Annotated in this window: 11 protein-coding genes; 4 read left to right on the top strand and 7 right to left on the bottom strand. The window is 73.6% G+C overall.

All coding sequences use genetic code 11. From position 1 onward, the window contains the following. Positions 1–10 precede the first annotated feature (10 nt). The 4 genes from STSP_RS15370 to STSP_RS15360 form a co-directional block, all read right to left on the bottom strand. Complete coding sequence (locus STSP_RS15370) at positions 11–1,249, bottom strand: ABC transporter substrate-binding protein (RefSeq protein WP_067277538.1); 1,239 nt, start codon at positions 1,247–1,249, stop codon at positions 11–13. Positions 1,250–1,386: 137 nt separating this feature from the next. Then, positions 1,387–1,557 (bottom strand): hypothetical protein, encoded by a 171-nt coding sequence (locus tag STSP_RS39635; RefSeq protein WP_198547350.1) that lies wholly within the window; start codon positions 1,555–1,557, stop codon positions 1,387–1,389. 216 nt (positions 1,558–1,773) lie between these two features. Further along, the gene (locus STSP_RS15365) at positions 1,774–2,670 is read right to left on the bottom strand and encodes a glycosyltransferase family 2 protein (RefSeq protein WP_067277537.1); all 897 of its coding nucleotides are present in this window, start codon (positions 2,668–2,670) and stop codon (positions 1,774–1,776) included. Continuing rightward, on the bottom strand, positions 2,667–3,578 hold the full coding sequence (locus STSP_RS15360; protein WP_067277535.1) for a glycosyltransferase: 912 nt from the start codon (positions 3,576–3,578) through the stop codon (positions 2,667–2,669). Before STSP_RS15360 ends, STSP_RS15365 begins: the two co-directional genes overlap by 4 nt. Positions 3,579–3,880: 302 nt before the next feature. Here STSP_RS15360 and STSP_RS15355 point away from each other — a divergent pair, with 302 nt between their 5' ends. After that, complete coding sequence (locus tag STSP_RS15355; RefSeq protein WP_067277534.1) at positions 3,881–4,780, top strand: polysaccharide pyruvyl transferase family protein; 900 nt, start codon at positions 3,881–3,883, stop codon at positions 4,778–4,780. A gap of 96 nt (positions 4,781–4,876) precedes the next feature. On the opposite strand, the gene STSP_RS15350 is transcribed toward STSP_RS15355, so the two are convergent. After that, the gene (locus tag STSP_RS15350; protein WP_078067213.1) at positions 4,877–6,163 is read right to left on the bottom strand and encodes a cytochrome P450 family protein; all 1,287 of its coding nucleotides are present in this window, start codon (positions 6,161–6,163) and stop codon (positions 4,877–4,879) included. Between the two features lie 234 nt (positions 6,164–6,397). Here STSP_RS15350 and STSP_RS15345 point away from each other — a divergent pair, with 234 nt between their 5' ends. From STSP_RS15345 to STSP_RS15335, 3 genes are all read left to right on the top strand, one after another. Then, positions 6,398–7,630: an FAD-dependent oxidoreductase gene (locus STSP_RS15345; protein ID WP_067277532.1), complete on the top strand. Its 1,233-nt coding sequence runs from the start codon at positions 6,398–6,400 to the stop codon at positions 7,628–7,630. Between the two features lie 147 nt (positions 7,631–7,777). Next, entirely contained in the window at positions 7,778–8,806 is a 1,029-nt protein-coding gene (locus tag STSP_RS15340) for an alpha/beta hydrolase (protein WP_078067193.1), read from the top strand. Positions 8,807–9,017: 211 nt separating this feature from the next. Then, positions 9,018–10,118 carry a helix-turn-helix domain-containing protein gene (locus STSP_RS15335; RefSeq protein ID WP_067277530.1) on the top strand — a complete coding sequence of 367 codons (1,101 nt, stop codon included), beginning with the start codon at positions 9,018–9,020 and terminating at the stop codon, positions 10,116–10,118. On the opposite strand, the gene STSP_RS15330 is transcribed toward STSP_RS15335, so the two are convergent. Together STSP_RS15330 and STSP_RS15325 are read right to left on the bottom strand one after the other, a co-directional pair. Then, positions 10,001–11,737 carry an alginate lyase family protein gene (locus tag STSP_RS15330; RefSeq protein WP_408646295.1) on the bottom strand — a complete coding sequence of 579 codons (1,737 nt, stop codon included), beginning with the start codon at positions 11,735–11,737 and terminating at the stop codon, positions 10,001–10,003. The two genes, STSP_RS15335 and STSP_RS15330, sit on opposite strands and share 118 nt — an antisense overlap. Before the next feature lie 141 nt (positions 11,738–11,878). After that, positions 11,879–12,691: a PaaX family transcriptional regulator gene (locus STSP_RS15325; RefSeq protein WP_067277806.1), complete on the bottom strand. Its 813-nt coding sequence runs from the start codon at positions 12,689–12,691 to the stop codon at positions 11,879–11,881. Positions 12,692–12,704 lie beyond the last annotated feature (13 nt).

The raw sequence follows: 12,704 nt of genomic DNA, 5'->3' as shown, positions 1-12,704 counted from the left end.
TTCTTGATGCTCACTGCCGGAAGCTGCTGACCTCGGTCCGGACGGTACGCAGCTGCCCCTTGTCGTCGTACGTGTACACCTCGATCGTGGCCTGACCCGGTTCGCCGGCGTCGGTGAAGTCCAGCGGGCCGCTCACCCCGTCGTAGTCGACGTCCCTGCCTGCCTGGATCAGCGCCTTGCAGGCGGCGAACGTGGTGCACTTGTCGCCGTCCCTGGTGATCCCGACGATCTCCTTGGCGAAGACGCCCGGGTCGTCCGTCCCCGCCTTCTCGGCGGCGAGCGCGATGGTCGTCACGCAGTCGAAGACCTGCGGCGCGAACTGCAGCTCCTTCAGCTCCGGCGCGAACCTCTTCAGCTGCCTCACGTACTCCTCGTTGGCCGCCGACGCGGGCGCGGTCCCCTTCATCCCGGCGAGCCGGGCGGGATCGCGCGGGGCGACCAGGGACGGCAGTTCCTCGCTGCGCAGCCCGTCGGCGCCGTACACGCCGACGCGGTCGGGCCCCAGACCCGCCTCGATGAGCCCCTGCAGGATCTGAGCGCCCTCCTCGAAGGAGATCACGACGACCGCGTCCGGACCGGTGTTCCGCACCCGCTGCACGGCCTGGTCGAAGTTCGTCGCCTTCGGGTCGTACGTCTCGGCCACCGGCACGGTCGCACCGCCCGCCTCCAGCGCCTTCCTGGTGGACTCGAGCAGGCCGCGCCCGTAGTCGTCGGCCCGCGCGAGCAGCGCCACCCGGTCGTGGCCGTCCTCGAGGACGGTCTTCGCCAGGACGGGTCCCTGCAGCGCGTCGCTGGGCGCGGTACGGAAGTAGTACCCGCCGTCGTCGTAGTCGGTGAACGTGGGGGCCGTGTTCGACCCGGAGCACTGGACCACGCCTGCGCCGGTGACCCGGTCGATGAACGCGAGCGACATGCCGGACGCCGCGGCACCGATGACCGCGTCCACACCAGAGGCCAGGACCCGGTCGGCGGACTGGGCGGCGACGGCCTCCTGACCGGCCTCGTCGCCGGAGACCACGGCCGGGACCGGCCTGCCGAGGACACCGCCGGCGTCGTTGATCGTCCGGATCGCGAACTTGACCGACTCGATCTGCGGCGGACCGAGGAAGGCCAGCTGTCCGGTCTCCGGCAGCACATAGCCGAACTTCAGCTCGCCGTCACCGCCCTGAGCAGGAGGGAGACCTCCCGTCCCGCCCCAGAGCCCGAGCACGAGAGCAGCCACACTGAAGATCGCGGAGCGGGCTTTCATGACCGCCTCCTCTCGCCAGAGGCAGGCGACGCTCCGAGAGGCCGGCCTTCCGCCCGCCTTCTGTTACGAGCGTAGGACGTTGCCGGGGGCGCCCGCACGGTGTTCGGCGGGCGCCTCCGACTTCCCCGCGCCGGTCCCTACTTGGTTTCGTTCCCCCGCTCGCCCTCCGCCTGGGACGGCTCGGTCCTGGGCACGTCCGGGTGCTGCTCCATGGCACTGCGCTCGGCCGGTTCGTCGCGCTCGCCCTCGGCCTGCGACGGGGTGTGCGAATACAGCCAGCTGTCGTACTCCGAGGCTCCGGACTTCATGGCGGCCTCCTTCGCTCGTTCACCCCCATGCTCCAACCTTTCGCCCGCCACGGCGAGACGAGCCACCGTACTGTTGTGGGCAATCGTTCCGCAGGGCTGGGGGCACCTCCCAGCGGTAGCTGGGGGAGGGTGGGCACAACCCACGACGGCGGGTGCCGTCAACCGTTGTCCCGCGCCTGAACGGGGACCGTCAGGTGCGGGACACGTTCCGCCACGTCACCCCACATACCGCCGCGCTGTAGACCGCCGCTGTGTCTCGTCCAGCAGCCGCAGTCGCGCCTCCACCGCCGACGGCACCACGCGGCGTTCCCGCAGCACCCACGGCACCCCCGCGGCCGCCTCCGCGAAGGCCCGCAGCGACGCCCGGTCGTGCGGGACGGTGCGGGCCAGGAACAGGGTCCTGCGCAGCGCGCGGCCCGCCGGACGGCGCAGCCAGCAGAACCACAGGGTGTTGCGCAGCCCGTGGACGCGGCGCAGCGTGGAGTCACGCGCGCGCGATGGCGCGTGATGGGCGGTCAGCTCCGGCACGTACGCCAGCCACCACCCCTCCGTGGCCAGATCCGTCGCGAGCAGCTCCTCCTCGCCGCCCAGCCACAGCCGTTCACTGAAGCCGCCCGCGGCCAGGAACGCATCCCTGCGCAGGACGGTCGCCGCTGCCAGGAATGACCCCAGTGCGGGTCCGGGCAGCCACGCCGGGCCCCGGATCGGCGAGTCCCGCAGCTCGGCCACGATCGGGTCCTCCCTCCCGCCGGGCTCGACGACGATCCGTGCCGTGACCGCGGCCAGGCGGGCGTGCCGGTCGAGCAGATCGGCGGCGCGACCGAGGGAGCCCGGCTCCCACCAGGAGTCGTCGTCGCAGAAGGCCACGTACGGCGTACGGGCCAGCCGTACCGCGGGATTGCGTCCCGCGGCACCCAGGTTCCGGCCCGGCGTCAGCAGCGTGACCCGCGGATGGAGCCGGGTCACGGCCTCCGCCGTGCCGTCCGCCGACGCGTTGTCGGTCACGATCACGGGCGGCCGCTCCGGCAGCCGCGCCAGCTCGTCCAGGGTGCGCAGGAGCTCGTCGCGGCGGTTGTGGGTGATCACCACGACCGTGACACGGGGGTCGGTCACCGTACGCCTCCGGGGCGGCCGGGACCTCGTGGACCTCGCAGGCCGGGGCCGTCGAGGCGGCGGGCCGCGGCCTCCACCGCGGCCGGAAGCGGCCGGCGGGCGCGCAGCGCGGCCGGAAGCCGCTCGAACACCTCCCGCAGCGCCTTACGGGCCTCCGGATCCGTCCGCGCCTCGGCGGCGAGCACGCGCGTGTGCCGCAGCGCGACGGGCAACGGGCGGCGCAGCCACGCGGTCAGCACGGCGTTGCGGCGCTGGACGGCGGGCCGCCCGGCCCGCACGCCGCCGATGGGCCGGTGCACGGCGACCACGTCGGGGCAGTGGCACACCCCCCACCCGCGCGCGGCCAGGTCGTACGCGAGCAGCGTCTCCTCGCCCCCGAAGAACAGCACCGGGTGGTAGCCGCCCGCATCAAGGAACGCGTCGCGTCGCGCGACCGCCGCGCAGGCCAGGAATCCCAGGACCCGGGGCCCCGGCAGATCGGGGGCCCGGCCGAGCGGGGAGCGGGCCAGTATCTCGTTCAGAGGGTCGGACACGCCGTCGGGGCCGACGCGGATCCGGGCCGCGATCAGCCCGAGCCGCGGGTGGGCGTCCAGCAGCTCCTCGGCCGCCGCCAGCGCGCCGGGCTCCCACCAGGAGTCGTCGTCGCTGAACGCCACATACGGGGTACGGGCGTGCCGTACGCCGGTATTGCGGCCGAGCGCGCCCAGGTTCCGCCCGGGGCGCAGGACGCGTACGCCGGGGTGGAGCCGGGCCACGGCGTCCGCGGTGCCGTCCGCCGAGGCGTTGTCGGTCACGATCACGGGCGGGCGCTCCGGCAGCCGGGCGAGGCGCTCGAGGGTGTGCAGCACCTGGTCGCGCCGGTTGCGGGTGATCACGACGACGGTGGTACGGGCGGCCTCGGCGGTCACGGTGCGACACCTCCGGAGGATCCGGCGCAGGGTCCCGTCATCGCGGTTCTCCGTTCAGGCGTGCTCGGCGTGCTTCCGGTTCCGAGGTGTGGCGCGGCGCTCGCTGCCTACTCGCTCGCCGGTACCGGACCAACGGCTGCGCACCTCGGTGTGCCGTCGTCGTGCCGTCGTCGTGCCGTCGTCGTGCCGTCGTCGTGCCGTCACAGAGTTCCCCCCTTCCACCACCCCATGCATGACCGTCACCCCGGGCGTCGCGGAGTACAGGCAAGAGCACGGGCAGCAGTACAGGAGTACAGGCAGACATGAACCCCGTCCTGCTCACGGGCTGGTTCAGCTTCTTCGACGGAGAGGTCACCGCCGGCGACGAACTGGCGCTGCGCCGCGTCCAGGAGACGCTCGACAAGGCGCGGGTGCCGTACGACACGGTGTGGAGCCGCGGCTTCCGGCCGGAGGCGCTGCACTTGGAGGACGTCGATCCCGGCGCGTACCGCGTGCTCGTCTTCGTCTGCGGCCCCTTGTACGGGCCGCAGATCGAGGACCTGCACCGGCGCTTCGGCCACTGCCTGCGCGTGGCCGTGGGCACGAGCGTCGTCGATCCGCGGGCGCCCGCGGCCACCGGCTTCCACCATGTCCTCGCGCGCTGCGGCGCGGGCGGGCCGCCTGCCGTGGACCTGGGCGCCTCCGCGACGGTCACGGGCCGCCCGCCGGTCGCCGGCGTCATCCTGACGCACGGCCAGCACGAGTACGGCGCCCGCCGCAGGCACGCGGAGGTGGCGGACGCGCTCGGCAGGTGGCTGGCGGGCAAGGACGCCGCGTACTTGCCCCTGGACACCCGGCTGGCCCGGGACGACTTCCGCTCTTTCGCGACTCCGGAACAGCTCGTCGCCGTCTTCGCCCGGCTCGACGTGGTGGTCACCGACCGGCTGCACGGCATGGTGCTGGCGCTGCAGGCCGGAACGCCCGCACTCGCAGTCGACCCCGTACACGGCGGCGCCAAGGTCACGGCGCAGGCGCGAGCCTGCCGGTGGCCAGCCGTGCTGCCCGCCGAAGGCGCGGTCCCGGCGGAGCTCGACCGGTGGTGGACCTGGTGCCTGACCGAGGGCAGGACGTACGCCGAGGACTGCCGGCGCCGCTTCACGACCGAACCGGACACCCGGCTCACGGACGAACTGCTCGCGGTGCTGTCGGCGGCCGGGTGGTGAAAGGCGGTGGGGCCCGGCCGCCCTCGAAGGCGGTGGGGCCCCGGCCGCCCTCACGGACCGTCGAAGGCGGTGGGGGCCCCGGCCGCCCCCACGGACTCACGGACCGTCGGTGACGCCCGGACCGTCGGAAGTGACGCCCGCGCCGGGAGCGCCGCCCGGACGCGGCCGGCTGGGCGTGAACGTGACGGGCAGCCGCTCCGGGCCGCGCAGGCCACTCGGCTTCCACCGCAGTTCGCCCGGCGGTACGGCGAGGGCGAGCCCAGGGAGGCGGCGCAGGGCGGTGCCGATGGCGACCTGGCCCTCCAGCCGGGCCAGCGGCGCGCCCAGGCAGTAGTGGATGCCGTGTCCGAAGGCCAGATGCGCGTTGTCCTGGCGGGTGATGTCCAGGCGGTCGGGGTCGGGGAAGCGCGCCGGGTCGCGGTCGGCGATGGCGGAGGCGATGAGCACGGTCGCGCCGCGCGGGATCGTCACGCCCGCGATCTCGACGTCCTCGCGCGCGAAGCGGGCGATGCCCGGGTTGACGGGACCGTCGTAGCGGAGGAACTCCTCGATCGCGTCCGGCAGCAGCTCCGGGTCGTCCCGCAGCAGCTGCAGCTGGTCGGGGTGGGCGAGCAGCGCGGCGATGCCACCGCTGATCAGGTTGACCGTGGTGATGTAGCCGGCCACAAGGAGCAGGAACGACATGGCGATCAGCTCGTCCTCGTCGAGCCGCTGTTCCTCGTCCCGGGCGGTGATCAGCGCGCTGAGCAGGTCGTCTCCGGGCCGGGACCGCTTGGCCGCCAGAAGTCCGGTCAGGTACGAGCGCATCTGCTGCCATGCCGCGTCCACCACGGCCGGGTCCGGCGGCTCCGCACCCCGGAGGATCATGTCGTCGGTCCACCGCTGGAAGTCGTGCCGGTCCGTCACCGGCACCCCGAGCAGCTCGCTGATCACGGTGACGGGGAGCGGCAGCGCGAAGTCCGCGACGAGGTCGGCGCGGCCGGACGGCACGACCGCGTCGAGCAGCCGGTCGGCGATGTCCTGGATACGGGGCCGCAGCTCGGCCACCCTGCGCGCGGTGAACGCCTTCGAGACCAGGCGGCGCAGCCGGGTGTGGTCGGGCGGGTCGGCGCGGAGCATGGTGCGCAGCATGGACTCGCGCTGCGACGCGGGCAGCTGCTGCAGGAGCCGGGGGTCGGACGCGTCGCGGGCGTCGCTGCTCAGCCGCGGGTCGGACAGGGCCGCGAGGCCGTCCTCGTACCGCGTGACCAGCCAGGCCTCCAGGCCGCCTGCGATGACCGCGCGCCGGACCGGTCCCTCCTCGCGCAGCTGCCGGTACAGCGGGAAGGGGTCCGCCACGAAGGCCGGGTCGGCATACGGCAGAAGGACCGGCTGCTGGCTCATCGTGCTGCTCATCGTGGCCTCCCGAAGTGCGTCGCGACGGTGCATCCGGGCCGTGCGTCCCGACTGCGTCGCGAACGATGCGTCTCGACGGTGCGTCTCGACCGTGTGTCTCGACCGTGCGTCTCGCGCCTTTGGCGCATTCAGCAGATCTTGAGGGTATATGCCCTTTGTGGTCGATCCTGTCCTGACATGACCGGCTCTGTGATTGTCGCCGAAAGGGAAGGGAGGGGCGCGATGGAGCGGACCGCGTGCTGCGTGGTGGGCGGAGGCCCCGCCGGAATGGTCCTCGGGCTGCTGCTGGCCCGCGCCGGCGTGGAGGTCACCGTCCTGGAGAAGCACGGCGACTTCCTGCGCGACTTCCGCGGCGACACCGTCCATCCGTCGACGCTGGGCCTGCTGGATGAGCTGGGCCTGGCCGAACGGTTCAGCCGCCTGCCGCAGCGGCGCGTGACCACGATCCAGCTGCCGATCGGCCAGGACCGCTCGCTGGTCACCGTCGGCGACATCGGCGCGCTGCCGGGCCCGTACAACTACATCGCGATGGTGCCGCAGTGGGACCTCCTCGACCTGCTCGCGGACGAGGCCCGCCGCGAGCCCTCCTTCTCGCTGCGGATGGACACCGAGGCGACGGAGTTCCTGGAGGAGGGCGGCCGGGTCACCGGGGTGCGGTACCGCACGGCCGACGGCCGTACCGGCGTGCTGCGCGCCTCCCTCACCGTCGCCTGCGACGGCCGGGGCTCGCTGGCCCGCTCACTGCCCGAACTGGGACTGCGGCAGTTCGCCTGCCCCATGGACGCCTGGTGGTTCCGGCTGCCGCGGCGGGACGACGACCCGCGCGGGCTCGTGGGAGGCGTCGGCGACCGCTTCCTCGCCCCCATGATCGACCGCGGGGACTACTGGCAGTGCGGCGCGCTGATCGCGAAGGGGACCGACGCCGCGCGCCGCGCGGCCGGCCTCGAGACGTTCATGGCCGAGTTCACGGCCGCCGTCCCCTGGGTCGCGGACCGCGTGGACGCACTGCGGTCCTGGGACGACGTGAAGCTCCTCGACGTACGCCTCGACCGGCTCAGGCGCTGGCACCGGCCGGGACTGCTGTGCATCGGCGACGCGGCGCACGCGATGTCGCCGGTCTTCGGCATCGGCATCAACCTCGCCGTCGAGGACGCCGTGGCCGCCGCACGGTATCTGGTTGAGCCGCTGCGCGCGGGCACGGTCGGCCTGCACGACGTACGCGCCGTGCAGCGCCGCCGCTGGCCGACCACGGCCGTGACACAGGCCCTGCAGCGGGCCGCCCACGCGCGCGTCATCGAACCGCTGCTCGCGGGCCGCCCGCCCTTCGGGAACCCCAGGCGGGCCCAGCGCCTGACCGAGCTGCTCACCACCTCGCGGTGGCTGAACCGGGTGCCGGCGTACTTCCTTGCCTACGGTGCCGTACGGGAGAGGCCGCCGGCCGCGGCGCTGCGGTGAGCGGAGGCGAGCCTGAGCCGACGGAAAAGGGGTCCCCCGCCGTTCGGCGGGGGATTCCCGCCGAACGGCGCGTACGCAGGCCGTTTCCTCGCCGTGCATCATGAACGCCCTGGCCACACCGCCGTGGCCGTGACGCGAGGAGTTCCCATGACCGCTGAGCCGACGGCCTCCGCAGCACCTCTCGACGCATCACCGGCGGACGCCGGGCCGGTGTACCCGCCGCCGCCCTTCGACCCCGAGCTGGCCGCCGCACTGGAGCTGATCGGCGAGCAGATCCCGCCCGGTTTCACGCCCGAGATGATCCCCGCGATGCGCGAGGGCTCGGTCGCGTTCCAGGTTTCGGACGAGGAGCTGCAGCGGAACGGAGCCTTCCAGGTCGAGGAGCGGGAGGTGCCGGGGCCCGACGGAGCGCCGGACGTCTCGCTGCTGATCTGCAGGCCCACGGATGCGAGCGGACCGCTGCCGGCCGTCTACCACATCCACGGCGGCGGCATGATCCTCGGCAACAACCGGCTGGGCGTGACCGAGGCGCTCGACTGGGCCGAGGAGCTGGGCCTGGTCGTGGTGTCGGTGGAGTACCGGCTCGCCCCCGAGCACCCGTACCCGGCAGGGATCGAGGACTGCTACGCGGGCCTGGTGTGGACGGCCGGGAACGCCAAGGAGCTCGGCATCGACCCCGACCGCATGCTGGTCGCCGGGGCCAGCGCCGGCGGCGGACTCGCCGCGGCGCTCGCCCTGCTGGCCCGCGACCGCGGCGGTCCGGAGCTGATCGGCCAGATGCTGATGTGCCCGATGCTGGACGACCGCAACGACTCGGTGTCCGCCCGCCAGATGGCCGGCCGCGGCGTCTGGGATCGCACGGCCAACGAGTCGGGCTGGGGCGCACTGCTCGGCGAGGCGCGCGGCGGCCCGGACGTCTCGCCGTACGCCGCCCCCGCCCGCGCGACCGACCTGTCCGGCCTGCCCCCGGCCCTCATCGACGTGGGCTCGGCCGAGACGTTCCGCGACGAGGACATCGCCTACGCGGGCCGCCTGTGGCAGGCGGGCGGCCGCGCCGAACTCCACGTCTGGCCGGGCGGCTTCCACGGCTTCGACGGCTTCGCCCCCCAGGTCCCGATCTCCCAGGAATGCCGAGCGACCAGGCTGCGCTGGCTGCGACGGCTACTGGGAGCCTGACGGCCTGGCTGAAGCGCTGTGGGCAATCGTTGTCCCGCTGTGGGCAGTCGTTCCGCTGGGGTGGAACGGGTGGGCACAGCCCACGACGGCGGGATGCCCCGCTTGTACGGGCCACTCCGCCTGCGAGGCGCCGGGTGCGGGCCCCCGGCCTGCCAAGCGCCCGGAATCCCGGCGCTTGGCAGCCCAGACCCGCAGCCGCAGGATGGTCCCCATGAAAGAGCTGGCAGGCCGACTGGCGGCGCTCGACCCGACCGCAGGCGCCGCCCTGCAGGTCATCTCGTACTTCGACCGCCTGATGGAGGGCCGGGTCGGTCTCGAGGCCCTCGTGCGCGGCGCCGCCGTCCTGTCCGGCTGCCCGGCTCGGCTGGTCGACGAGCGGCGCGGCGTACGCGTCCGGGTCGAGCCGGACGGTCGGCGCTGCGCCTCCGCCGGTCCCGTCGACCCTGCGTGGCCCTGGGTGCCGCTGGAACCCGTCGACTCCCCGGCCACCGCCTCCCCGGCCGCCGTCCCGGCTCCGGAGGCCCCGGCCGGTCTCTGGCTGGAGCGACCCGGCCCGCCCGACGGCGTGCACGCCATGATCCTGGAACGGGCCGCACACGCCGTACGGGCGGTCATGGACCGGACGCGGGGATGGGCGCCCGCGGCCGTACCCGCGCGCGATCCCGCCCTGGTCGAGGTGGTGCTGGACGCGTCCGCGCCGTCGGCCGCACGGGCGCATGCCGCGGCCCGACTGGGCCTGAAGGAAGGGCAGCCGATGCGAGCGGTGGCGCTCCACGGGGGCGGCGCGGAGCTCGTGCCCGACGGACAACCCGTACCCGTGGTGCGTCGCGCCGGTGTGGGACCGGCCGTGGCAGCGGGGGAGCTGCCGCAGTCGTGGGCGGCCGCCCGGACCGCGCTCCGGTTCACCGCCGAGGGCACGGCACAGGATCCCGGGCCGCGCACGGTGTACGCCGAGGAGCTGGGCGCCCTGACGCTGCTCGCCGCCGCCGTGGGCCCGGACACGCCGCCGGTCCCCGACGTACTCGCCGTGGAACGCGCGATCGCCGAGGCACCCTGGGCGGCAGCGACACTCCACGCCGTGGCCGCCGCACCGAGCCTGCGGGCCGCCGCCGCCGAACTGACGGTGCACCACTCGACGCTGCAGGAGCGCCTGGCGCAGGCCGAGCACGTCCTCGGCTGGGAGGTGCACTCACCTCAGGGCCGACTGCGTCTCCAACTTGCCCTGGCCGTACGGAAGTTGCAGCGCACCCCGCTTCCGGGTCCGCGAACCGGAGACACCGGCGTCGCGGGACAGGCGGCACCCCCGGCATGACGGTCGGGCAGACGCGGCCAGGGCGGCCAGGGCGGCCGGGGCGGCCAGGCCCGGCGGCCAGGGCGGCCCAGGACCGGCCGCCCGTCGGCCACCCGTCGCAGCCCATCGCCGCCCGCGGCACGGCGGGCCTGCCCCCGGCGCCGGAGCAGCAGAAGCCCACCGGCGACGGCGGTGATCCCGGTGGCAGCCGTCCACGCCGCGACGTCGGAGGACCCGGTGGAGGCCAGGCCGCCGCTCTGCCCGCCGAGCGGACTGGCGGACGAGGACGGCGTGGCCGACCCGGACCCGGACCCGACACCGGAGCCGGACGAGGCGGTGGAGGCCGAAGAGGACGCGGACGGCGAGGCCGGGGCGGCGGCGGAGGGCGACGCGGTCGCCTTTCCGACGGCCGCCTTGGGCCGGGTGAAGGCCAGCGTGCCGAAGCCGAGCTGGTCGTAGCCGCCGCTGTTGGGCCCGTAGTCACCGCCGCCGCCCTCGGGCGCGGCCTTGGCCGCGATCTGCGTGAGGTACGGCGCGGAGAGACCGCGGCGCTTGGTGTAGTGGTTGGCGATCATGGCCCAGATCGGCCGGACCATGGCCGGGTCGACGGTCGCAACGCCGGAGGTGGTCTCCGATCCCGACCATCCGTTGATCGCGCCCTTCTTCCGGGTGAAGGGGGTGAAGGGCACGTCCCCGCCCATGCTCCACTTCGCCACGTACTGGGCGCCCTTGAAGAAGCGGCTGTCGTCGTAGCCGTACAGGTCGATGCCCTGGTTCCAGGCCATCTCGCAGAAGGTGCCCATCAGCCCGACGCCGAGCAGCGCGTGGCCCTGGTCCCGGCCGGCCTCGGCCCATTCGGCGAGGCCGTCGGAGTGGACGACGGGGATGGCGTTCTTGATGGAGCCCATGCCCTCGCCGTGCTTGAAGTACTCGACCGCGCGCTCGACCTGGGCGCGGTCGTCGCACAGGATGCCGATGGCGAGGACGCAGGCCATGGCGGTCAGGTCCCAGTTGGCCCAGTAGTTCGTGACGTAGGCGCCGTTGTGGTTGACGAGGAAGTCCTCGCTCAGCGGGGAGAAGACGTCGAGCATCATCTTCTGGAAGCGGGCCAGGTCGAAGCCGTCGTAGTCGCGGATGAGCTCGGCGGCGTTGGCGAACTGGTAGCCGTAGAGGCCCGCCGCCAGGGACCGGTCCGCGGAGCCGTCGAGCCGGGTCAGCAGGGCCGACCAGGCGTTGAGGATGTCGCGGGCGGTGTCGGCGTGCGCGGCGTCGCCGGTGACGTGCCAGCGCAGCGCGTTCTGGTACGCGGCGTGGATGTCGTTGTACAGGATCCGGTAGTTCTCGGGCGTGCCCGAGCCGCGGTAGACGGTCGCCTGGGGATTGGCCTGCCAGCCGCTCTGCGCATGCCGGTTGGCGGTCAGTCTCGCGAACCCGGCCGTGTACGGCTGGGCGCCGGGCTTCACCTTGGCCGCCATGCGGTCGAGGTCGGCCTTCGTGTGCAGCAGCCCGGGGTGCGCGAAGGTCCCGCCGGCCGCCGACGCCGGTGCCGCAGCCGTCACGGCGGCCGCACCGATCCCGGCGGCACCCGCGGCCGCACCGGCGATCTTCAGCATGCCCCGGCGACTGATCTGTGCTGTCACGTGCTTGGTTCCTTAACGGTCGGGTGACTACGGACGCGTACGCACAGGAGGCGCGGCCGGGCCCGGCCGATAACAGAAAACCGAACTGGTCGGCAGTGGTTCGGGTCAGCGATGCGCCGGCCGAGATATCGGTGCCCCGGGTCAGCGATGCGCCGGCCGGACCCCCGCCACCTCGTCGTAGAACGCGTCCGCCGGGGGACCGAGGAGTTCGTGGGCCTCGATGAACATCTCGTGCGCGTCGCGGCCCACCCAGCCCGCGGGGAGCAGCTCGGTCGGCAGATCGGGGTCCCGGAAGGGGAACTTGCGGTAGTCGTAGGTGAGCCGCATGCGTTCGATCAGCGCTTCCTCGGGTGTCAGACGCCCGGCCCGGTAGGACGGCATCCGGCCGCGGTAGGTGCGCAGCAGCTCGCGGTAGTCCTCGTTGAGCGCGTCCAGGTCCCAGCTGCGGGCGGCCATCTCGCGGTCGACGGGGAGCCCGGCGGACTGGCAGCGCAGGGTGTCGAGGCGTACGGCGGGCTCGTCGGCGAACTTCTCCCGCACCTGCTGGAGCCGGTCGTGCGGGGACACGTAGGTGGAGGGCGCGAGCGGGCCGAAGCCCAGCCACGCCAGCTCCTTGCGGATGCGGTCGCGCACGCCGCGCTCGGTCTCCGGCACCGAGTAGATGACCATGTACCAGTGGCGGTCCCAGTCGGTCCGTACCGGCTCGAAGATGCGTGAGCGGCCCTCGTCGAGCAGCTGGAGGCTGCGGGCGTTGAGCGCGTAGAGCGTCTCGCGGCCTTCGCGTCGCGCGTCGAACCAGCCCTCCTTCTTCAGCCTGGCGAGCACCACGCGCACGGTGCTCTCGCCGACGCCGAAGCAGCCCATGAGCGTGGAGAGCGTGCGCAGCCGGGCGGCGCCGTCGCGGTAGCGGACGTAGTCGCCGAACAGGTCGAAGACGATCGAGCGAGGCTTCACGAACACGACTATG

The organism is Streptomyces jeddahensis (assembly GCF_001642995.1).
GTDB lineage: Bacteria > Actinomycetota > Actinomycetes > Streptomycetales > Streptomycetaceae > Streptomyces > Streptomyces jeddahensis.
The sequence above is the reverse complement of the archived record's forward strand: the minus strand, read 5'-3'. Positions and strand labels throughout refer to the sequence as shown.